The organism is Chelatococcus asaccharovorans (assembly GCF_003201475.1).
GTDB lineage: Bacteria > Pseudomonadota > Alphaproteobacteria > Rhizobiales > Beijerinckiaceae > Chelatococcus > Chelatococcus asaccharovorans.
In genome coordinates this window covers 58,344-80,573 of sequence record NZ_QJJK01000020.1, presented here as the reverse complement: position 1 = coordinate 80,573, position 22,230 = coordinate 58,344, and the positions used below count along the sequence as shown (strand labels likewise).

Below are 22,230 nucleotides of genomic sequence, written 5' to 3'. Positions count from 1 at the left end.
GTTCGGAGTTTGTTATGAGCACGATCCTGTTCCAGAACGCTGACATCCTCGACGGGCGTTCTGACGAGGCCCTCGCCGGGCACCATGTCCTCGTCGAGAACGGCGAGATTCGCGAAGTATCGGACAAGCCGATCCAATCGTCGTCGGCCGTCGTCATCGACCTCGCTGGGAAGACGCTGATGCCCGGCCTGATCGACTGCCACGTGCATGTGATCGCCACCACGACCAACCTCGCCGTCAACGCCGAGCTGCCAAATACGCTGGTCGCCCTGCGCTCCGCCAAGATCATGCGCGACATGCTGATGCGCGGCTTCACGACCGTGCGCGATCTCGGCGGTGCCGAATACGGCCTTGTGCAGGCCATCGAGGAAGGGCTGATCGAGGCGCCGCGCCTCGTCATTTGCGGCAAGGCGCTGTCGCAGACGGGCGGTCATACCGACTATCGCGGCCGCTATCATGCGCGGAGTGTCGACTACTACGCCGAGCGGGCCGGCGCCCTTGGCCGCGTGGTCGATGGTGTCGATGCCCTGCGCCGCGCGGCCCGCGAGGAGATCAAGGGCGGGGCGCAGTTCATCAAGATCATGGCCAATGGCGGCGTCTCATCGCCGACCGATCCGATCGCCTTCCTCGGCTTCTCCGACGATGAGCTGCGCGCGGCGGTGGAAGAGGCGCGCCATGCCCAGACCTATGTCGCCGCCCATCTCTATACCGATGAGGGCATCCGTCGCGCCGTCGAACTCGGCGTGGAATCGGTCGAGCACGGCAACCTCATCTCGGCCGAGACGGCGCGCCTCGTGAAGGAGAAAGGCGCCTATGTGGTGCCCACCAACGTAACCTTCGACTATCTCGCCAAGGAAGGCGCGTCCTACGGCCTGCCGCCCGCATCCGTCGCCAAGATCGAGGATGTCCGCGCGCAGGGGCTGGCGGCACTTGAGATCCTGTACAATGCGAATGTCATGATGGCCTACGGCTCGGACCTTCTGGGCGAGATGCACCGCCACCAGTCCGACGAATTCCTGCTGCGCCGGGACGTGTTGCCGGCGATCGAGGTGATCCGCTCGGCCACCGTCAATGCCGCCAAGGTCGTCCGCCAGGAGGGCAAGCTCGGTGTCGTGGCGCCGGGCGCGCATGCAGACCTGATCGTCGTCGACGGCAATCCGCTGAAGGACATGTCGCTCCTGACCGGCCAGGGCAAGCATATGCCGGCCATCATGAAGGCCGGGCATTTTGTGAAGAACGAACTCGGCGTTTGAGCCGGTTCACATGGAGGGGAAGATGATCAATCGTCGTACACTACTCACCGCGGTCGCGGGCACCGGAGCCCTCATGGCCGCCCCGTCCATCCTGCGGGCGCAGGGCGCGGGCGCGGGCCCGATCCGTATCGGGGCGCTCAACCCCGTCACCGGTTCGGGCAGCCCCTACGGCTCGGGCATGCAGAAGATGATCCTGGCCGCCGCCGAAGCCGTGAACGCCGCCGGCGGCGCGGCGGGCCGCCCCATCGAGATCATCGCGGAAGACACCCAGACCAATCCGCAGGCCGGTGTCCTCGCTGCCAAGAAGCTCATCGAGGCCAACAAGGTCCAGGCGATCCTGGGCACCTGGTCGTCGGGCGTCTCCCTGGCGGTCATCCCGCTCTGCAATGATGCTGGCATCCCGCTCTTTCACTGCTCGGGCGCGCCGGCCCTGTCGACGCCGCCGGCCAACGCCAAGGGCCTCGGCTTCCGCTTTCAGGCGACCAACGACCGCTTCGGCCGGGCCTTCGCCGAGATCTGCGTGAAGGAGGGCTTCAAGCGGCCCGCGACGATGGCCTTCAACAATGCGTCCGGCATCGGCAACACCGAGGGCTTCCGCAAGGCCTGGGAGGCCAAGGGCGGCAAGGTGGTGGAGAGCGTCGTCTACGAGCCGAACCAGTCCACCTACCGGTCGGAACTCATGAAGGTGCTCGCGGCGCAGCCCGACGTCATCGTCACCGGTTCCTATCTCGCGGATACCACCATTCTCCTGCGTGAGTGGTTCCAGAGCGGCCAGCCCGTGCGCTGGATCATCCCGGGCTGGGCCGCCAACCCGGACCTCATCAAGGCCCTCGGCCCCGAGGTGACCGAAGACATCATCTCCGTCGACTCGGTCTCCAACGAGGGATCCCCGGCCTATGCCCAGTATGATGCTGCCTACCAGAAGGCGATGAACCAGCCGGGAAGCGCAAATGTTTATGCCGCGATGACCTGGGACATGGTGAACGTGCTGGCGCTGGCGATCGAGGCGGCCGGCTCGGCCGATATGGCGGCCGTCGTGCCGAAGCTGCGCGAGGTCGGCAACCCGCCCGGCACCGTGGTTTCGTCTTTTGCCGAAGGCAAGGCTGCCCTGAAGAACGGCAAGATCAACTACGACGGCGCCTCGTCGGTTCTTGATTTCGACCAGTATGGCGATGTGACGCCGGACTTCGGTGCCTATTTCATCAAGGGCGGCAAGCTGGAACGCCGCTATATCGTCAAGATCTGATCCCGCCCTGTCCGGCGCCGGATTGCGGCGCCGGACAGGCCCTTATTTCACGTGAGGCATCCAGCGTTGTTCTACGCTCAGCTTATCGTCAACGGGCTCGTCCAGGGGCTGATCGTCGGGCTTGCCGCGCTTGCGGTGACGCTCGTCTTCGGCGTGGCGCGCTTTGCCAATGCGGCAACCGGCGACACCATGACCTTCGGCGCCTATGCCGCGCTCATCGGCCACAAGGCAACCGGCTCACTCGTGGTGGCTGGGGGCGCCGCGGTCGGGGCCACGGCCCTCCTGTCGCTCACGGTCTATGCCCTGGTGTTTCGCAAGCTTGCCGGGCGCTCGGTAGTCGCGCTCCTTGTCACGTCGATCGGTGTCGGCTTCCTGCTGCGCTCCGTCCTCGGAATCGTCTTCGGCCATAATCAGCAGCTCTTCACGGTGCCGCTCGTTCGCCCCATCCGTTTCAACGGGCTCATCATCAATCCCTTCGACCTGCAGCTCGCTGCGGTGGCGGCGGTGGCGCTCGTCGGCGTGTTCCTCGTGCTCTATGCGACGCCGATCGGCCGGCGCATGCGTGCCGTCGCCGACAACCGGGAGCTGGCGCTCGTCTCCGGCATCCGCCCTGAGCGCGTCATGATCGCGCTTTGGCTTCTCGTCGGGGCGGTGACCGGTGTCGCCGGCATGATGCTCGGCATGAAGACGATCGTTTCGCCGGAACTCGGCTGGGAGATGCTCCTGCCGGCTTTCGCGGCCGCGATCCTCGGCGGCATAGGCAGCCCGGTCGGCGCGGTCCTTGCCGGCCTTCTGCTCGGCGTAGCGCAGGAGCTTTCGACCCCGTTCGTCGGCTTCACCTACAAGCTGTCGATCTCCTTCGTCGTCCTGCTTCTGGTGCTTCTGGTGCGTCCGCGCGGCCTGTTCGGCCGGCTGGAGGGAGTACGCTGATGGAGGCCTATCTCGTCGCCATCGCCATCGTCGCGCTGATCTATGTGCTGCTGGCACTCGGATTGACGCTGCAATATGGCTTCACCGGCCTGATCAATTTCGGCCATGTCGGTTTCTTCGCCATCGGCGCCTATACCTCGGCGATCCTCGCCATGAACGGCCTGCCACTCGTCTTGAGCTTTGCCGCCGGCACCATCGTCGCGGGCCTCGCCGCCTGGCCGATCGGCCTGATTGCGCTCCGGCTCCGGGACGATTACTTCGCCATCGTGACGCTCGGCTTCTCCGAGACGGTGCGCCTCGTCATCACCAGCGAGAAGTGGCTGACCAACGGCGTACAAGGCATTCCGGCGATCCCGCGCATGTTCGCCGGCATCTCGGTGGGTTCGCTCGCATCCTTTGCCGTGCTGGCGGTGCTGCTGGTCGTCACGATCGTCGCGATCCTGGGGATGGGCCGCATTGTGAAGAGCCCGTTCGGCCGCATCATCGAGGCCATCCGCGACAATGAGGATGCCGTGAAGGCGCTCGGCAAGGATCCGGCGCGCTTCAAGGTGCAGGTGCTCATTCTCGGCTCGGGGCTTGCCGGCCTCGCGGGCGCCTTCTACGCCCATTACATCACCTATATCGTGCCGGATCAGTTCATCCCGCTTGTCACCTTCTATGTCTGGATGGCGATCATCATCGGCGGCGTCGGGCGTGTTTCGGGCGCGGTCGTCGGCACCGTGCTGCTGATGGTGCTGCTCGAAGGGTCCCGCTTCATTCGCGATGTCATGCCCTTCATCTCGGACGTGGAGATGGCCTCGGTGCGCCTTGGCGTCATCGGGCTCTTGCTGATCCTCTTCACCATCTACCGCCCGCAAGGTCTCATGGGAGATTTTACCCGGCGATGAGCTTGCAAATCACGGATATCCGCAAGGCCTTCGGGGGCTTCCAGGCCCTCGATGGCGTCACTCTCACGGTGGGTGAGGGACAACTGGTCGGGCTCATCGGCCCGAACGGCGCCGGCAAGTCGACGCTGTTCTCGGTGGTGTCCGGCTTCATTGAGGCCGACACCGGTGAGGTGCGTTTCAAGGGCGCCGATCTCGGCCGGCAATCGCCCGCCGCGCGGGCCCGCAAGGGGCTCCTGCGCACCTTCCAGGTGCCGCGCGAATTCAGCCACCTCACCGTGCGTGACAACCTCAAGGCGGCCGCGCCCGGCCAGACGGGCGAGGGGCTCGTCGGTCTGTTTCTGCGGCCGGGCGAGGTGGCGCGTCAGGAGGTCGAGATCACGGCGAAGGCCGACGAGGTCATCGCCTTCCTGCGGCTCGGTCCTGTCGCCGATCTGCCTTCCGGCCGGCTGTCCGGCGGGCAGAAGAAATTGCTCGAGCTGGGGCGGGCGCTGATGGTGGAGCCATCGCTGATCCTGCTCGACGAACCCTTTGCCGGTGTCAATCCCGTGTTGATCGAGGAATTGGTGGAGCGTATCCGCGAACTCAACGCGCGGGGCATCGGCTTCCTCATCATCGAGCACGACCTGCAGGCCCTGACGCGGCTCGTGCCCATCCTCCATGTCATGGATCGCGGCCGGATTCTCGCGTCGGGCACACCCGGCGAAGTCCTGGAGGATCCCAAGGTGCGCGAAGCCTATCTCGGAGGCGCGGCGTGAGCGACGCAAAGCCAGTTCTCGAAATCCGCAACCTGCGTGGCGGCTATGGCGAGGTCGATATCCTCAACGGCATCGATCTCGTGCTGCGGGAGAAGGAAATCCTCACGGTCGCCGGCACGAACGGTGCGGGCAAGTCCACGCTCGCCAAGGCCATCGTCGGGCTCCTGCCGCGCGTGACCGGCGAGATCCGCGTCGATGGACAGGACATCCTCGCTGTGCCCACCTACCGGCGCATGGCCCACGGCATCGGCTATGTGCCGCAGGTCTCCAATGTGTTCGCCGCCCTGTCGATCACGGAGAACCTGCAGGTCGTCGCCGGCGTGCCGGACCGCAAACGGCGCATCGAGGAGATGTTCGCCTTGTTTCCCCTCCTCGGCGAGCGTCGTCGCGCCCGCGCGGGGAGCCTCTCCGGCGGCGAGCGCCAGCAGCTTGCCTTCGCGCGCGCTTTGATGTCGCGCCCGACATTGATGGTGCTCGACGAGCCGACCGCCGCGCTGGCGCCTGCCAAGGTGGCGGAGGCCTTCGCGCTGATCGCGCGTCTGCCCTCGCTCGGCGTATCCACGCTCATCGTCGAGCAGCGTGCGCGCCAGTCGCTCGCCATTTCCGACTGGGGCTCAATCCTCGACGGTGGCAAGGTGGCGCTGGAGGGTGCGGCAGACGTTCTTCTTGCCGATCCGCGTGCGGCCGCGCTCTATCTCGGCCAGGCGGGATAAGCGGACACAGCATTCTGCTGTCCGCCGCCAGCCGCAAGGCATCCGCTTCGGAAGTGGCAGGCCAAAACAGCAGACGATGATGTCGGCGTGGTTTAGACAATAGCCATCTTGCGAGGGCTGCATCGCGCCGTCTCTTGCGCAGAAATAAGCGACGTTCAAGGAGTTCACGATGCGCTTGACCGACTTCAAGGTTCTCACCTTTGATTGCTACGGCACGCTGATCGACTGGGAAAGCGGCATGATCGAGGGGCTGAAGCCGCTGACCAGCAAGGTCCAGCGCCCGCTCTCCCGGAACGAGATCCTGCAGGCCCACGCCCGGCATGAATCGACCCAACAGCGTCACACGCCGACCATGCGCTATCGCGACCTGCTCGCCGTCGTCTACAAGCGGCTGGCGGAGGAATGGGGCGTCGTCGTGAGCCACGAGGACTGCGTGGCCTATGGCTTGTCCGTGCGCAACTGGCCGGCGTTCTCGGATACGCCCGGCGCGCTGCAGTATCTCAAGAAGTTCTACAAGCTCGTCATCCTGTCGAATGTCGACAACGAGACCTTCTCTTACAGCAACAAGAGGCTGCAGGTCGATTTCGATGCCATCATCACGGCGGAGGATATCGGCTCCTACAAGCCGAGCCTCAAGAACTTCGACTATATGATCGAGACGCTTGGCGCCATGGGGCTTGGCAAGGGCGATATTCTTCATACGGCTGAGAGCCTGTTCCACGATCACAAGCCGGCGAATGCCATGGGGCTTGCCTCCTGCTGGATCCATCGCCGCCACCAGGACGAGGGCTTCGGCGCCACCATGAACCCCGGCGATTTGCCCAAATATGATTTCCGCTTTACGAGCATGGGTGAACTGGCAGCCGCGCATCAGGATCAACTGCGCGCCTGACAGCGGGGCGAATGACAGGGTGGTGCGATGGCGGGGTTGCCCAAGCTGGATCGGATCGACATCAAGATCCTGACTCACCTGCAAAGGGATGGGCAACTCACCAATGTCAGCCTCTCGGAACTCGTCGGCCTGTCGCCGTCGCCCTGCCTCCAGCGCGTCAAGCGGCTGGAGGCGGCCGGCTACATCACCGGCTACAGCGCGCATATCAACATGCGCAAGCTTGCTGAATGCGTCACCGTCTTCACGGAAGTGACACTCGCGGACCATCGCCGCGAGGATTTCGTGAAGTTCGAGGCCAGTATCCGCAGCGTTGAAGAGCTGCTCGAATGCCACCTTCTCAGCGGTGGCTATGACTATCTCCTGCGTTTCATGGTGCGCAGCATCGCGCATTACCAGGAGGTGATCGAAAACCTCGTCGATCGCAATATCGGCATTGAGAAATACTTCAGCTACATCGTTCTCAAGACGCCGCTTACCAAGACCGAGTTGCCCATCCAGGCGTTGCTCGGCGAGACGAAGTAAAAAAGGCCGGACAGTGTCCGGCCTTTTCCATGATTGCGGGCTCAGGCCGCCGGGTCGAGGCCGCCGACATGCAGCGTCTTGGTCTCGAGATATTCGTCGAGGCCGTATCGCGAGCCCTCGCGGCCAAGGCCTGACTGCTTGATGCCGCCGAAGGGGGCGACCTCCAGCGAGACCGAGCCCGTATTGAGGCCGACCATCCCGAACTCCAGCCGCTCGGTCACGCGCCACGAGCGGCGGATGTCCTGCGTGAAGAAGTAGGAAGCGAGGCCGAAGGGCGTCGCGTTGGCGATGGCGATGGCCTCGCTCTCGTCATGGAAGCGGAAGAGCGGCGCGAGCGGCCCGAAGGTCTCCTCGCTGGCAAGGGCCATTTCCGTCGTCGCGCCGGTGAGAACCGTGGGTATCGCGAAGAGCGTGCCCGGCAGCGCCGCGCCGCCGATGAGAAGGTTGGCGCCTTTGGCACGCGCATCGTCGACATGGCGTTCGACCTTGTCGACTGCCGCCTGATTGATCAGCGGCCCGATGGTGACGCCCTCATCGAAGCCATTGCCCACCTTGAGTTTCGCCACCTCCGTGGCCAGCCGCTCGGCGAAGCGATCATAGATGCCGTCCTGCACGAGGATACGGTTGGCGCAGACGCAGGTCTGGCCGGCATTGCGGAACTTGCTCGCCATGACGCCGGCGATGGCAAGGTCGAGATCGGCATCATCGAAGACGATGAAGGGCGCGTTGCCGCCGAGCTCGAAGCTCAGGCGCTTCACGCTGTCCGCGCTTTGGCGCATGAGGAGGCGGCCGACGCGGGTGGAGCCGGTGAAGGAGAGCTTGCGCACGGTTTCGTTGCTGGTGAGCTCCCCGCCGATGCCGTCCGGCAGGCCGGTGAGGACACTGAAGATGCCCTTGGGGAAGCCGGCGCGCTCCGACAGCACGGCCAGCGCCAGCGCCGAAAGGGGCGTGAAATCCGAGGGCTTGACAATCACCGGGCAGCCTGCCGCCAAAGCCGGCGCGCATTTGCGGGTGATCATGGCATTGGGGAAGTTCCACGGTGTGATGGCGGCGGAGACGCCGACGGGCTCGCGCAGCGTGATGATGCGCCGGTCTGTCGAAGGGGCCGGAATGGTGTCGCCATAGATGCGACGCGCCTCCTCGGCAAACCATTTCACGAAGCTGGCTCCATAAGTGACCTCGCCGCGCGCTTCCGCGAGCGGCTTGCCCTGTTCGGCCGTCATGATGACGGCGAGGTCCTCGGCATTCTCCAGCATCAGCCTGTGCCAGATCTCCAGGAGCCGACCACGCTCGGCGGAGGGCAGGGCGCGCCAGCGTGGCCAGGCCGCGTTGGCGGCGTCGATGGCGGCACGTGTTTCGTCGGCGCCGAGGGCGGGGACGGTTGCGATCGTCGCGCCGGTCGCCGGATCGACGACCGCCAGCGTGTCGCCGTTGCGCGCGCCCGCCCATTCGCCGCCGATGAAAGCCTTTTCGGCGAGAAGGGACGGATCACGCAATCTTAGTCTGAGGGACATGAGGGAGCCTCTGCGAAAGGGAAAGCTGCCTGCGCAGAGTGATCTTCGGGCCGAGGATTTGCTGCCGTAAATGGCGCGAGAACAGATGAGCCTGCCGCGCGAGCCCTGAGGAACAGCATCGCTTGTTTCGGTTGGCGCGCTTCAATGGGGCATAGACAACCGGAGAAGGCCGTGTCCACGTCTGCTGCCCCAAAACCCGAAGCTGCCTACGAAGATTTTGCGAAGCTCGACATCCGCGTCGGCCGCATCGTCGAGGTCGAGCCGTTCCCGCGCGCGCGCAATCCAGCCTACAAGGTTGCGGTCGATCTCGGTGACCTCGGCATCCGCTGGTCCAGCGCCCAGATCACGCGCTACAGCGCGGACGAGCTCCTCGGCACCGATGTGACCTGCATCGTCAATTTCGCGCCGCGTAACATAGCCGGCTTTCAATCCGAGATCCTGATCCTCGGCGCCCGCAATGCCCTCGGCCAGGTGATCCTGCTGACGCCGCGTTCCGAGGTGGGGCGCGGCGAGGCCGTGTTCTGACCCTTCGTCCCTTCAGCCTTTGGAGACTGCCATGAACGCCCCTCAGCGTAAGACTGAGCTACTATTGGCGGAGCGGGCGCGGCACGTGCCGCGCGGCGTCGCCACCGCCCATCCCGTGGTCGTCGAGCGGGCGCTCGGCGCCGAGGTCTGGGATGTGGAAGGCAAGCGCTACCTCGATTTCGTCGGCGGCATCGGCGTGCTCAACGTCGGCCACAACCACCCGCGCGTCGTCGAGGCGGTCTCGCGCCAGTTGCAGAAGATTTCACACGCGGCATTCCAGGTCGCCGCCTACGAGCCCTATATCGATCTCGCCGCGCGGCTGAACACGCTCATTGGCGGCGACGAAGATTACAAGAGCATTTTCCTCACGACCGGCGCAGAAGCGGTCGAGAACGCCATCAAGGTCGCGCGCGGATACACCAACCGGCCGGGCGTCATTGCTTTCCGCGGCGCTTTCCACGGTCGCACGTTGCTGGGCGTGACGCTGACCGGCTTCAGCCAGCCTTACAAGCAGAACTTCGGTCCCTTCCCGACGGATATCTACCACGCGGCCTATCCGGATCTCTATCGCGGCATCACCACCGAGAAGGCGCTCGCCTCTCTGGAAGAGGTCTTCGCCACCGCGATCGCACCGGATCGCGTGGCCGCCATCATCATCGAGCCCGTACAGGGCGACGGCGGCTTCCTGCCGGCGCCGGACGATTTTCTCGTCGCGCTGCGCGAGATCACGACGCGCCACGGCATCGTGCTCATCTGCGATGAAATCCAGACCGGCTTCGGCCGCACCGGCGACCTGTTCGGCTTCCAGCGGTCGGGCATCAAGCCCGATCTCGTGACGGTGGCGAAGAGCCTCGCGGGCGGTCTGCCCCTGTCCGGCGTCGTCGGCCGCGCCGCGATCATGGATGCGCCGACCCCCGGCGGCCTCGGCGGCACCTATGGCGGCAATGCGCTGGCCTGCGCGGCGGCGCTCGGTGTGCTCGATGCCTTCGCGCAGGACGACATTCTGCGACGTGGCGCGGCCGGCGGTGAGCGTCTTCGGGCGGGGCTCGAGGCCCTGCAGCGCCAGCACAGCGACCGGATCGGCGAAGTGCGCGGGCGGGGTAGCATGCTCGCCATCGAAATCGTCACCGATGCCGCCAGCAAGCGCCACGACGCCGATCTCGCGCAGGTCGTGATCGACAAGGCGCGCGACGAAGGGCTGCTCGTGATCAAATGCGGCGTCCACCGCAATGTCATCCGCTTCCTGGCCCCGCTCGTCACCACGGATGCGCAGATCGATGAGGCCGTCGCGGCCTTCGGCAGGGCTTTCGCCGCCGCTATGGGCTGATTGCCCAACTGTTCGGCCGATACTGAATGAAGGGTGGGGCGCGGTGTCGCCCCGCCCTTTTTTTGACGGCGCTTGACAGCATGCGCAAAACGCGGCTTCCTCAGCTGGTCTTCTGGTTGGACCAGTAGATCAGAGGAGGCTATGGCGAGTTCCGCAAAGAGTTCCGCAAAGAGTTCCGAAGCGATCGTGCTGGCGGAGGTGCCGTCGTTTCGCGATGCGATCGTCAAGCGCTCGCTGAAGGACGTGATCGCCGACCGGATCGCCGGGCTGATCGCCTCCGGCATCGTCCAGGTGGGGGACGCCCTGCCGAGCGAACGCGAACTTGCGTCCTCCCTCAACGTGAGCCGGGAGACGATGCGCGGTGCCATCCAGATTCTGGCGGCGCGCGGCATCCTCGAGATTTCGCACGGCGCGCGCACGCGCGTTGTGCGCGCCGATGTGGGGCCTGTGACCATTGGCGTTGGTCCGGCGCGGGCCATCAATGCCTATGACATCGATTCCGTCCACGCTGCGCGTCTCTTGATCGAACGGGAGGTGGCGGCGGATGCCGCGCGGCGCATCGACGATGCGACGCTCGCGATGCTGGAGGGGCTTCTCGCCGTGCAGAAGGAGGCCTTCAACGACCCCGTCGGCTTCCTGATCTGCGACCGGGAGTTCCACGTCACGATCTACCGGGCCTCGGGCAATGCCCTGCTCGCGGATTTCGCGGCGGATCTCTACAGCTACATGATGGAATATCGTCGTCTCGCGGTGGCGCGTCCCGAGGCTATTGCGACGAGTTATGCGGATCACGCCGCGATTGTCGCCGCGTTGCGCGCCCATGATCCTGACGCGGCGGTTGCGGCTTTTGCCGTCCATACCGATCGCATCTATCAAACAACACAAACAGTCATGGGGTTCGAAAAGAAGTAAGCTCAAAACAATTATGTATTGTGCGAAATAAACAATCAAAACGAACATTATATATGGAGGATGATGGTATGGAACGCAGGACAGTACTGAAGCTCGCGCTCGGGGGTACGCTCGCGGCTGGTGCCGGGTTCGGTGGTTTGCGTGCGGCGATGGCAGCCGGCAAGGACATCGCCTATCTGACGCCCGGCCTCGATCTGCCTTTCTGGCGCTACCTGTCGAAGGGCGTCGAGGCGGCGGTGAAGGACAAGGGCTTTGGCTACCAGGCCCTCGATTCCCGCAACAGTGCGCAGACCCAGCTCCAGAATGCGCAGGACGTGATTGCGCGCGGCGTCGCCGGCATCGTGATTTCGCCGACGGATTCCTCCACGGCACCAAGCGTGCTTGAACTTGCGAAGAAGGCCAATATTCCTGTCGTCATCGCCGATATCGGCACGAATAGCGGCGACTATTCGTCCTTCATCATTTCCGACAACTACAAGGGCGCCCACGGCGTCGGCGTGGCGCTGGCGCAGGCCCTGAAGAAGAAGGGCTGGCAGGACGGTTCGGTCGGCATTGTCGCCATCTCGCAGGCGCGCAAGAACGGCCAGGCGCGCACCAAGGGCTTCCTGGACGGCCTGAAGGAGGGGGGCTTTACCGGCAAGGAGGCAGGCCTCCAGCAGATGCAGTCCTACACGGCCGATGAGACCTTCAAATTCACGCAGGACATGCTCACCGCCAATCCGGGCATGCGTGGCCTGTTCATCCAGACGGACCAGCCGGCGCTCGGTGCGCTGCGGGCGATCAAGGCCGCGCGCCGCGATGGGCAGGTCCTGGTCGCCGCCTTCGACGGCATTCCCGACTTCGTCGATCTTTTGAAGTCGGGCCAACTCGTCGTGTCCGGCATGCAGCAGCCTTATCTGATGGGGGTGCGCTCGGGCGAGGCGATGCTGGCCACGCTTGACGGCAAGAAGCCCGACAAGGAGATCACCGTGCCGATCCTGGTGATCACCAGCGAGAACATCGAGAAGGAATTGCCCACGGTGCGGAAGACAGTCTTCGCCAACGAAGTCTGATCTTTACGGCGCGGCGTCCTCTGCTGTCATGGCCGACCTTATCAGTGAGGCGTTTGGCCTTTCCAAGCGAGATCCCCGGCACAAGGCCGGGGATGACACCGGTGGATCCGTTGCTTCAGATTGATCGGACAATGCTTAGAGCATTTTCGCGTTTCTCCGAATCACGAAAATGCTCCATGTCTTTGTTTTAGCGCATTTTCTTCACGCGAACCGGTGTCCACTTCGCTCGAAAATGCTCTAGACAATTTCGCTTCTGAGGTCCGCAGGAATACGGGATGAAACACGCGCCATCCGCTGATCCGCCTCCAATCTTGCTGACTGCCAGCAAGATCACGAAGACGTTCGACAAGACACGCGCGCTGGCCGGGGCGGATTTCGAGCTGCGCGAAGGCGAGATCCACGGCCTGCTCGGTGCGAATGGTGCGGGAAAGTCGACGCTTTCGAAGGTCATCTCTGGCCATTACAGCGCCGATTCCGGATCGATCCGGTATCGCGGGCGCGATATTCAGCTCCGCAATACGCGCGACGCGCTGCGCGTCGGCATCGCCATCGTGATGCAGGAGACGAGCCTCGTCCCCGATCTCAGCGTGCTTGAAAACATCTTCCTGCCGGAACTCGGACGTCCCGGGCGGCTCGACTACCGCGCGCTGAAGGAACGGGGCCGGGCCATTCTCGACAGCCTTGGCCAGGGTGACAGCCTGCCCTTCGACTGGGAGGTCAGGCGGCTGTCCTCGGCGCAAAAGCAGCTCGTCGAGATCGCCAAGGCGCTCGGCGTCGATGCCAAGCTCATCATCTTCGACGAGCCGACGGCCTCTCTCAGCCCGGGTGAGGTCGACCGGTTGTTCGATGTGATGGCGCGTCTGCGCGAGACCGGCCATGGCCTCGTTTTCGTGTCGCACCGGCTGGAGGAGGTGTTCTCGATCACCGACCGCGTCACTGTGATGCGCGAAGGCCGGACGGTGATGAATGCCCATCCGACGGCCGATCTCACCCAGGCGGAACTCATCCGCGCCATGGTCGGGGCCGAGCTCGGCGCCATCTATACTGAGCCGCATACCCCCGGCGAGGGGGAAGGCGGGCCGGTGATGCTCGAGGTCCGCCACCTCGTCACCGAGCCCGTGGTGAAGGACGTTTCCTTCTCGGTTCGGGCGGGGGAGATCCTCGGCCTTGGCGGCCTCGTCGGTGCGGGACGCTCGGAGACCGTCGAGGCGATCTTTGGTCTCAGACCGCGCAGCGGCGGGGAGGTGCGGCTCGGCGGCAAGCCCCTGAAGGGTGACGATCCGCAGGGCGCCATCCGCGCGGGGCTCGGCTTCGTCGCCGAGGACCGGCGGACGCAGAACATCGTCCCTGACCTCAGCGTGAAGGAGAACCTGCTGCTCGCCCATCTCGGCGCGCACCGCGGATTCTTCTGCGGCTACCAGGCGCGCGAGCGCAAGGTCAAGGAACTGCTGCAGCGCCTCGGCCTGCCGGAAGACCGGCTGATGGACGCCTCCATGCTGAATTTCTCGGGCGGCATGCAGCAGAAGATCATCATGGCACGCTGGCTTCTGCTGGAGCCGAAGGTGCTGATCCTCGACGAGCCGACGAAGGGCGTGGACATCGGCACGCGCGCCAGCATCTATGCGATGCTCAGGGACATCGTGGCCGCGGGCGTCGCGGTCGTCGTGGTCTCGTCCGACTTCGAGGAACTGCTCGGGATCAGCGATCGCATCGTCGTGATGAGCGATGGCCGCAGCATCGCGGATCTGCCGAGCGCCATGCTCGACGAGGAGAAGCTGACGCTGCTCGCCGCGCCGCGCACCTCGATGGCGCGCAACACGGCCCTGCTCAACCAGCTCGCCCATGAGCACGGGGGGGCCGGCTTCTGGGCGCTGATCGAGAAGGACAATCTCATCTGCCTGAACACGGTGGTCACCGATGCCGCGCTCGATCCGGGTTTCAAGGCGGGCGAGGCCCGCGGTCTCGCCGATACGCTGATCCCGCGGGCTTTGAGCCAGCGCGAACCCGCCTTCGTGCCGGAGGCGGACAAAAGCCGCACCACGTTGCTCGTGCCCATGCACAGCCCGCGCGGCCATGATCTCGGCTGGGTAGGGCTCTGCCTGTCGCCCGATACCGCGCTTCCGTCGCCCGAGGCGATCAAGGCGCGCATCGACACCATGGCGGCCGCGCTGTGACTATCAAGGAGCCTTCTTCCATGGCATCGATCACCGTCTCCACGCCGGCGCGCGGGTCGCGCTTCAAGATGCTGGCGCAGCGGCTCGAAGTCCGCATGCTGGCGCTGGCGCTCATCATCGGCCTTTGCCTGTCCCTGCTGTCGCCTTACTTTCTGACGCAGTCGAACATCTTCAACATGCTCGATCAATCGGTGGTGATCGGCATCGTCGCGGTGGGCATGACCTTCGTGATCCTGACCGGCGGCATCGATCTTTCGGTCGGTTCCGTCGCCGGGTTGACCGGCATCATCCTGGGCCTGTCGCTGCAGCAGATGCCGATCGTGCCGGCGATCGCGGTCGCTGTCCTCGCCGGCGGCGGCATCGGGCTCGTCTCCGGCCTGCTCATCAATGTCTTCGGATTGGCGGCCTTCGTGGTGACGCTCGGCATGATGGCGATCGGGCGCAGTCTCGCCTATATCCTCTCCGGCCAGACGGCGATCTCCAATATTCCCGATGCGATGCAGAATATCGTTTATACGAATATTCTCGGAATTCCCTCGAACGTCCTCTTCCTGATTGTGCTCTATATCGTCGCCTGGGCCTATCTCACCTATACCAAGGGTGGCCGCACCATCTATGCGGTGGGCTCGAACAAGGAAGCGGCACGGGCGGCGGGTCTCAATACGCTGTTCTATTCCGTGCTGCCCTATGTGCTGTCGGGCGCGCTCTCGGCGGTTGCGGTCACCTTCTCGATCAGCCAGCTCCTGTCCGCCGACCCGCTGATGGGCAATTCCATGGAGCTCGACGCCATCGCCGCGGTCGTCATCGGCGGCGCGAGCCTCTACGGCGGACGCGGCTCGATGATCGGCACGCTCATCGGCGTCTTCATCATGGTGATGATCCGCAACGGCCTCAATCTGATGGGCGTGTCGCCGTTCTGGCAGGGCTCGGCCATCGGCACCATCATCATCGTCGCGCTGCTCGTGGAGCGTCTCGTCAGCAGCCGCGCCAGCCGTTAGGAGGATACAACTAATGACATCCATGCCCTCGCCGGCCGTCATTCTTTTCGGCACGGAGGAGCCGGTGCCGCCGCAGCGCATCCTCAAGGCCGGTGCGCTCTCGGCGGAGCTCGACGCCGGCAATCTCCGCCATATCCGCTTCGGCGGCGTCGAGGTTATCCGCGCCATCTCCTTCATCGTGCGCGACCACAACTGGGGCACCTACAACCCGGAGATCACGGATCTCGCCATCACCGGGACGGATGACGGTCTCACCGTGACCTACAAGGCGGTGGCGCGGGATGAACGCCAGAGCTTCAGCTATGCCGCCGAGATCACGCTGGGCGAGGACGGCACGCTCGCCTTTGTGGCGACCGGCACGGCCGATACGCCCTTCCTGACCAATCGCACGGGCTTCGTGGTATTGCATCCGAGTGCCGCTTCAGGCCTCCCCGTCACCATCGAACATGCCGATGGCGCGGTCGAAGAGGGGCGTTTTCCCGCGATCATCGACCCCGTCCAGCCCATGATGAACCTCAGCGCCCTGACCCATGAGGCCGCGCCCGGCCTCCGTGTGAGCTGCCGGATGGAGGGCGACGTCTATGAAATGGAGGACCAGCGCAACTGGACGGATGCCTCCTACAAGACCTATGTGCGGCCGCTGGCCTTGCCCTGGCCCTACACCCTCGCGCAGGGCGAGGTGCTGGACCAGGCGGTACGGCTGACGGTCTCCGGGCAGCCGGCCCAAGTGGCGCCGGCCGAGGCGGGCATCACCGTGACGATCGGCGAGGCCTTGGGGCCCGTTCCCGCGCTCGGCCTCGGGCTCGATCCCGATGAGATCGCGGCGACGTTGGCAGAGGCCGAGACGCTGGCGCGCATCGGCGCGCGCCATGTGGTGGGCTTCTACGATCCCCGGCGCGGCCACGATCGCGAGACATTGCGCGGGCTGGCCGCAGCGGCGCAGGCGATCGGCGCGGAGCCTTGGCTGGAGGCGGTCATCGTCGGCGTCGACGATTATGCCGAGGAACTCGCCGCGCTCGGCCGCGCGGTGGCGGCGCTCGGCTCGCCCTTCGCGGTGGTCCTCGTTTCGCCCGCGCCCGATCTCAAATGCACCTTGCCCGGCAGCCCCTGGCCGCCGGCGCCGCCGCCGCGCGACTTCTTTGCCGCCGCCCGGAAGGCTTTTCCCGGCGTGCGTCTCGGCGGCGGCATGTTCAGCTATTTCACCGAGCTCAACCGCAAGCGCCCGCCGAGCGACCTCCTCGATCTCGTGAGCTTCACGACGACGGCGATGCTCCATGCCGGCGACGACCACTCCATCACCGAGGGCCTGGAATCCTTGCCGGCCATGGCGCTGTCGGCTGCGGCGATCGCCGCCGGCACGCCGTGGGCTGTCGGCCCGAGCGCCATCGGCATGCGCATGAACCCCTATGGCGAGGCACCGATGGCCAATCCCGGCAATATCCGCCAGGCCATGAATTTCAACGATCCCCGCCAGCGCGGGCTGCTCGGCGCGGCCTGGACGCTGGGCTTCTTCGCGCGCTTTGCGGCCGGCGGCGCCTCTGCGATCACCCTGGGCGGCACCACGGGGGCTTTCGGCGTGCTCCACCGGCACCACTCCTGGCCGCAGCCGTGGTTCGACGATCATGGCGGGCTCTTTCCCGTCTTCCACGTTCTCAAGGGGCTCGCGGGCCTTGGCGGCGCTGCCATGCGTCGCGTTGCCCTCTCCGATCCCTCCGCCGTGCAGGGCATCGCCGTGGAGCGGCCGGACGGCATCGCGCTATGGCTCGCCAATCTCACCGGCGTCGAGCAGGTCGTGCATCTTGAGAGCAGCATTGCGGAACAAGCTGTTCTCGATGCCGGGACCTTCATGGCGGCGACACAGGATGCCGAAGCCCTCGCGACGATGGCGGGCGGGGGCGGTGCCACCCGCTGCACGCTCGCCCCCTATGCGGTTGCGCGTTTTCGTTTGAACTGACTAAGCCGTTTCACCATCAATCACCTCAAGCGGATTCGCGAGGACGGTCTCATGCATATTCTGATCATCGGTGCGGCCGGCATGGTCGGCCGCAAGCTCACGGACAAGCTCGTCGCCGAAGGGCACCTCGGTGGGAAAGCGATCACGCAGTTGACGCTGGCCGATGTCGTCGCACCCGCGGCGCCGGAGGGCTTTCCGGGCAAGGCCGAGACGCTGACGGTCGATCTCTCCGCGCCGGAAACGGCGACCCGCCTCGCAGCTGGGCGGCCCGACGTGATCTATCACCTCGCGGCGATCGTCTCCGGCGAGGCCGAGGCGGATTTCGAGAAGGGCTATCGCATCAATCTCGACGGCACGCGCCACCTGTTCGAGGCGATCCGCCAGGAAGGGTTGCGCAAGGATGCTCCCGATCAGCCCTACAAGCCGCGCGTCGTCTTCACCTCGTCGATCGCCGTCTTCGGCGCGCCCTTCCCGGACAAGATCGGCGACGAATTCTTCACGGCACCGCTGACGAGCTATGGCACGCAGAAGGCTATCGGCGAGCTCCTGCTGTCGGACTATTCGCGGCGCGGCTTCTTCGACGGCATCGGCATCCGCCTGCCGACCATCTGCATCCGCCCGGGGAAGCCGAACAAGGCGGCGTCGGGCTTCTTCTCCAACATCCTGCGCGAACCGCTGGTGGGCCAGGAAGCGGTGCTGCCGGTTTCACCCGATGTGCGCCACTGGTTCGCGAGCCCGCGCTCGGCGGTGGGCTTCCTCCTCCATGCCGGCACGCTGGACCTCGCCCGGCTCGGCTGGCGCCGCAACCTCAATATGCCCGGCCTCTCGGCGACGGTGGGCGAGGAAATCGAATCCTTGCGGCGCTTGGCCGGCGACAAGGCGGTGGCGTTGATCCGCACCGAGCCGGACGAGACGATCACCCGAATCGTCGACGGCTGGGCGCAGGATTTCGACGCCAGGCGCGCGCTTGAACTCGGCTTCAAGGCGGACGCCACCTTCGATGATATCATCCGCGCCCATGTCGAGGACGAGCTCGGCGGACGCATCGGAGGCTGATCATGCTGCTCGGCGCAATCGCGGATGATTTCACCGGTGCGAGCGACCTCGCCAATATGCTCGCCCGCAACGGCATGGCGACGACGCTCTACGTCGGCGTGCCGGAGGGCGATGTCGCGCCGGCGGAAGCCGGCGTGGTGGCCTTGAAGACGCGCTCCATCGCGCCGGGCGACGCGGTTCGCCAATCGCTCGATGGGCTGGCCTGGCTGCAGCGCCAGGGTGCCGGGCAGATCCTCTTCAAATATTGCTCGACTTTCGATTCGACGCCTGAAGGCAATATCGGGCCGGTCGCAGAGGCCTTGAGCGCGGCGCTCGATGCGGGCGTGGCGGTGGTCTGCCCCGTCTTCCCCGCGACGGGGCGCACGCTCTACCAGGGGCATCTCTTTGTCGGCGATCGTCTGCTCAACGAATCCGGCATGGAGAAGCACCCGCTGACACCGATGACCGATCCGGACATCCGCCGCTGGCTCAGGCGCCAGACCAGGGGCGAGGTCGGGCTCGTTCCCTATGCGGTCGTGCGGCAGGGCGCCGAGGCCATTCGCGCGGCGCTGGCGGAGATCGGCAAGACCGCCAAGCTTGCCGTCGTCGATGCGGTCACCGACGACGACCTCAAGGCGATCGGCGCCGCCATTGCCGATGCGCGGCTGATCACAGGCGGCTCCGGCATCGCCATCGGCCTGCCGGACAATTTCCGCAAGGCGGGCAAGCTCGGCGCGGGAGGAACAGCCTATAGTGGGCTCTCCGGGCCGGGCGTCGCGCTGTCTGGCTCCTGCTCCCGCGCCTCGCTGGCACAGCTCGCGCGGCACTTGGAGGGCCATCCCGGTTTCGCGCTTCGCCCTGACGCGGTGATGGCGGGGGACGTGACGGTCGCGGCCGCGCGGGATTTCGTGCTGAGCCATGCGGATGAGGCGCCGATCGTCCATTCGAGCGCTGACCCCGACGCCGTGAAGGCGGCGCAGGAGAGGTTCGGGCGCGAGGCCGTCGCGGGCGCCATCGAGCGCTTCTTTGGGACATTGGCTCAGGAGCTCGTCGCTGCCGGTGTCACATGCATCGCCGTCGGCGGCGGCGAGACCTCCGGGGCTGTTGTCGCGGCGCTTGGCGTGCGGCAACTCGCGATCGGACCGGAGATCGACCCGGGGGTGCCGGCGCTCGCCGGTGAGGCGGGGGCTCGGTCCATCCGCCTTGCCCTGAAGAGTGGCAATTTCGGCGCCAGCGATTTCTACGCAAAGGCACTCGACGTCATGGGGACGTCCCGATGAGCGGGCTTGAGGCGGAAGCCCAACTGAGGACGCGGATCGCGATGTGGGGCCGCTCGCTGTTCGCGCGCGGCTTCACCGTGGGCTCTTCCGGCAATATCTCGGTCAAGCTGGAAGACGGCTTCCTGGTCACACCGACCAATTCCTGCTTCGGCTTTCTCGACGCAGCGCGCATCTCCAAGCTCGATCAGGATTGGCGGCATGTGGGGGGCGATGCGCCGACCAAGGAATTGCCGCTGCATCGGGCCTTCTATGAGGCGCGGCCGGCGACGGGTGCCGTGGTGCATCTGCATTCGACCTATGCCACCGCGCTGTCCTGCCTTGCCGATGTCGACCCGGAGGACGCGATCACGCCGATCACGCCCTATGTGGTGATGCGCGTCGGGCGCGTGCCGGTGCTGCCCTATACCGCGCCTGGCTCGGCCGATGTGGCGCCGCTCGTCGCAGCGCGCGCCGGGGCCCATGCGGCGGTGCTTCTCGCCAATCACGGGCCGGTGGTGGCCGGCACCTCGCTCGACAGCGCCGTCTTCGCGGCGGAAGAACTGGAGGAGACCGCCAAGCTCCTCGTCATCACGCGCGGGCTTGCCGTGCGCAGCCTTGATCAAGGCCAGATCGACCAGTTGAACGCGAGGTTCGCCCTGAAATGACGACGCTGCGCTATTCCGCCAATCTCGGCTTTCTCTGGCCCGACCGGCCGCTCCTCGCGCGCATCGACGCGGCGGCTCATGCCGGTTTCAAGGCCGTCGAGCTGCACTGGCCGTATGACACGCCGGCCGCCGCGGTGAGGGCGCGCTGCGAGCGCCATGGGGTGAAGCTGCTCGGCATCAACACCGTGCGCGGCAACCTCGGCGCCGGCGAGAACGGCCTCGGCGCGCTCACCGGGCGGGAGGCCGAATTCCAGGCGGCCGTCGACCAGTCCATCGCTTATTGCCTCGCGGCGGGCGGCACGGCCATCCATTGCATGGCGGGCTTCGTGCCGCCTGAGGCGCGGGAGGCGGCGGGGCGCGTCTTCGTGAAGAACCTGCGCGAAGCCTCCGACAAGGCCGCCCCGCACGGCCTGACGTTGCTCCTCGAGGCGCTCAACCCCTATGACGCGCCGGGCTATTTCTATGCCACCCAGGCGGAGGCCGCGCGTATCCAGGAGGAGGCAGGGCGCTCGAACATCAAGCTGATGTTCGATGTCTACCATGTCGGCGCGACCGAGGGCGACGTGCTGCGCAGGCTCACCCGCTACATGCCCGTGATCGGCCATGTGCAGATCGCCGCTGTGCCGAGCCGCGCCGAGCCCGACGAGGGTGAGATCAACTATCGCGCTGTCCTTGATCATCTCGCTACCCTCGGCTACGACGGCTGGGTGGGGCTGGAGTACAAGCCCCGAGCGGGGACGGACGCGGGGATGGGATGGGTGAAAACCTTGGGCGTGAGCCTGTGACGGAGGCGGGGAAGCCGCTCGATGGCCGGGTCGCGATCGTCACCGGCGGCGCGAGCGGCATCGGTCTTGCGACCGCCAAGGCCCTGGCGGAGGCTGGCGCTACGGTTGCCGTGCTCGACCGTGCGCCCGTTGCAGCCGGCGTGCTCGCGAGCCTCGGCGCCGGCGCGCATTTCGCAGTCCAGGCCGATATCACCGATGAGCGACAGGTCGACCAGGCCTTCGCGGATGTGATGGCGCGGGAAGGGCGCATCGATATCCTCGTCAACTGCGCGGGCCTTGCCATCCGTCAGCCGGCTCTCGAGCATACCATGGCCGACTGGGACAAGGTGGTGGCGGTCAACATGACCGGCACCTTTCTTTGCGCACGGGTCGCGGCGCGCCACATGATCGCGGCGGGTATTGCCGGCGCGATCGTCAATGTCGCGTCGATCATGGGCTTTTCTGGCGGCGGCCTCTATCCCAACATCTCCTACCAGACGACCAAAGGCGCCATCGTCAATATGACGCGCGCCCTGGCGGTGGAATGGGCGCCCCATGGAATCCGGGTCAATGGCGTGGCGCCGACTTATGTGAACACGCCCTTCATCGCCCCCCTCCTGGCGCAGCCCGAGCTGGTGGCGCGTATCGAGGCGATGACGCCGCTGAAGCGTCTGGCGGAGCCGGAGGACGTCGCCGCGGCGATCGTCTTTCTTGCCGGTCCCGGCGCGGCGATGATCACTGGCCACACCCTGCCCGTGGATGGCGGCTTCCTGGCGCAATAGCCGGGGCGCGCGCTTCGGGTGGCAGCCTCTTCTGCAGGGAAGACGTTACCCCCTCGTGCCCGAGATGTTCA

Annotated in this window: 21 protein-coding genes; 20 read left to right on the top strand and 1 reads right to left on the bottom strand. The window is 65.7% G+C overall.

All coding sequences use genetic code 11. The features are described 5' to 3' along the window. Positions 1-14: 14 nt before the first annotated feature. The 8 genes from C7450_RS31265 to C7450_RS31230 all read left to right on the top strand — a co-directional run bounded on the left by C7450_RS31265 (position 15) and on the right by C7450_RS31230 (position 7,198). Positions 15-1,253, top strand: a complete 1,239-nt coding sequence (locus C7450_RS31265) for a metal-dependent hydrolase family protein (RefSeq protein ID WP_110378406.1) — start codon at positions 15-17, stop codon at positions 1,251-1,253. 22 nt (positions 1,254-1,275) lie between these two features. Further along, complete coding sequence (locus C7450_RS31260; RefSeq protein WP_110378420.1) at positions 1,276-2,499, top strand: ABC transporter substrate-binding protein; 1,224 nt, start codon at positions 1,276-1,278, stop codon at positions 2,497-2,499. Positions 2,500-2,565: 66 nt separating this feature from the next. Next, positions 2,566-3,429, top strand: coding sequence for a branched-chain amino acid ABC transporter permease (locus tag C7450_RS31255; RefSeq protein ID WP_110378405.1), 864 nt, complete (start codon positions 2,566-2,568; stop codon positions 3,427-3,429). Then, on the top strand, positions 3,429-4,316 hold the full coding sequence (locus C7450_RS31250) for a branched-chain amino acid ABC transporter permease (RefSeq protein ID WP_110378404.1): 888 nt from the start codon (positions 3,429-3,431) through the stop codon (positions 4,314-4,316). The genes C7450_RS31255 and C7450_RS31250 overlap by 1 nt, the downstream gene beginning before the upstream one ends. Next, on the top strand, positions 4,313-5,071 hold the full coding sequence (locus C7450_RS31245) for an ABC transporter ATP-binding protein (protein ID WP_110378403.1): 759 nt from the start codon (positions 4,313-4,315) through the stop codon (positions 5,069-5,071). The genes C7450_RS31250 and C7450_RS31245 overlap by 4 nt, the downstream gene beginning before the upstream one ends. Further along, positions 5,068-5,784, top strand: coding sequence for an ABC transporter ATP-binding protein (locus tag C7450_RS31240; protein ID WP_110378402.1), 717 nt, complete (start codon positions 5,068-5,070; stop codon positions 5,782-5,784). The genes C7450_RS31245 and C7450_RS31240 overlap by 4 nt, the downstream gene beginning before the upstream one ends. 169 nt (positions 5,785-5,953) lie before the next feature. Further along, complete coding sequence (locus C7450_RS31235) at positions 5,954-6,676, top strand: haloacid dehalogenase type II (protein ID WP_110378401.1); 723 nt, start codon at positions 5,954-5,956, stop codon at positions 6,674-6,676. A gap of 27 nt (positions 6,677-6,703) precedes the next feature. After that, complete coding sequence (locus tag C7450_RS31230) at positions 6,704-7,198, top strand: Lrp/AsnC family transcriptional regulator (RefSeq protein WP_110378400.1); 495 nt, start codon at positions 6,704-6,706, stop codon at positions 7,196-7,198. Positions 7,199-7,239: 41 nt separating this feature from the next. Here the strand turns inward: C7450_RS31230 and C7450_RS31225 are convergent, their stop codons facing one another. Next, positions 7,240-8,712: an NAD-dependent succinate-semialdehyde dehydrogenase gene (locus C7450_RS31225; RefSeq protein ID WP_110378399.1), complete on the bottom strand. Its 1,473-nt coding sequence runs from the start codon at positions 8,710-8,712 to the stop codon at positions 7,240-7,242. Positions 8,713-8,883: 171 nt separating this feature from the next. Here C7450_RS31225 and C7450_RS31220 point away from each other — a divergent pair, with 171 nt between their 5' ends. The 12 genes from C7450_RS31220 (at position 8,884) to C7450_RS31165 (ending at position 22,159) form a co-directional block, all read left to right on the top strand. After that, positions 8,884-9,237, top strand: coding sequence for a tRNA-binding protein (locus C7450_RS31220; RefSeq protein WP_245450275.1), 354 nt, complete (start codon positions 8,884-8,886; stop codon positions 9,235-9,237). 31 nt (positions 9,238-9,268) lie between these two features. Next, entirely contained in the window at positions 9,269-10,564 is a 1,296-nt protein-coding gene (locus C7450_RS31215) for an aspartate aminotransferase family protein (protein ID WP_110378397.1), read from the top strand. A gap of 141 nt (positions 10,565-10,705) precedes the next feature. Beyond that, a complete protein-coding gene (locus tag C7450_RS31210; protein WP_110378396.1) occupies positions 10,706-11,476 on the top strand; it encodes a FadR/GntR family transcriptional regulator in 771 nt (256 codons plus the stop codon). 68 nt (positions 11,477-11,544) lie between these two features. Continuing rightward, the gene (locus tag C7450_RS31205; protein ID WP_110378419.1) at positions 11,545-12,528 is read left to right on the top strand and encodes a substrate-binding domain-containing protein; all 984 of its coding nucleotides are present in this window, start codon (positions 11,545-11,547) and stop codon (positions 12,526-12,528) included. Between the two features lie 275 nt (positions 12,529-12,803). After that, entirely contained in the window at positions 12,804-14,702 is a 1,899-nt protein-coding gene (locus C7450_RS31200) for a sugar ABC transporter ATP-binding protein (protein ID WP_110378395.1), read from the top strand. A gap of 20 nt (positions 14,703-14,722) precedes the next feature. Further along, complete coding sequence (locus C7450_RS31195; protein WP_110378394.1) at positions 14,723-15,700, top strand: ABC transporter permease; 978 nt, start codon at positions 14,723-14,725, stop codon at positions 15,698-15,700. Positions 15,701-15,713: 13 nt separating this feature from the next. Next, positions 15,714-17,654, top strand: a complete 1,941-nt coding sequence (locus tag C7450_RS31190) for a D-apionate lactonase family protein (protein WP_110378393.1) — start codon at positions 15,714-15,716, stop codon at positions 17,652-17,654. A gap of 51 nt (positions 17,655-17,705) precedes the next feature. Then, complete coding sequence (gene denD, locus C7450_RS31185) at positions 17,706-18,710, top strand: D-erythronate dehydrogenase (RefSeq protein WP_110378392.1); 1,005 nt, start codon at positions 17,706-17,708, stop codon at positions 18,708-18,710. Positions 18,711-18,712: 2 nt separating this feature from the next. Beyond that, positions 18,713-19,969: a 3-oxo-tetronate kinase gene (otnK, locus tag C7450_RS31180; RefSeq protein WP_110378391.1), complete on the top strand. Its 1,257-nt coding sequence runs from the start codon at positions 18,713-18,715 to the stop codon at positions 19,967-19,969. Beyond that, positions 19,966-20,613 carry a 3-oxo-tetronate 4-phosphate decarboxylase gene (otnC, locus tag C7450_RS31175; RefSeq protein WP_110378390.1) on the top strand — a complete coding sequence of 216 codons (648 nt, stop codon included), beginning with the start codon at positions 19,966-19,968 and terminating at the stop codon, positions 20,611-20,613. Before otnK ends, otnC begins: the two co-directional genes overlap by 4 nt. Then, positions 20,610-21,398, top strand: coding sequence for a hydroxypyruvate isomerase family protein (locus tag C7450_RS31170; protein ID WP_110378389.1), 789 nt, complete (start codon positions 20,610-20,612; stop codon positions 21,396-21,398). Before otnC ends, C7450_RS31170 begins: the two co-directional genes overlap by 4 nt. Then, on the top strand, positions 21,368-22,159 hold the full coding sequence (locus C7450_RS31165; RefSeq protein WP_110378388.1) for an SDR family NAD(P)-dependent oxidoreductase: 792 nt from the start codon (positions 21,368-21,370) through the stop codon (positions 22,157-22,159). Before C7450_RS31170 ends, C7450_RS31165 begins: the two co-directional genes overlap by 31 nt. Positions 22,160-22,230: the final 71 nt, after the last annotated feature.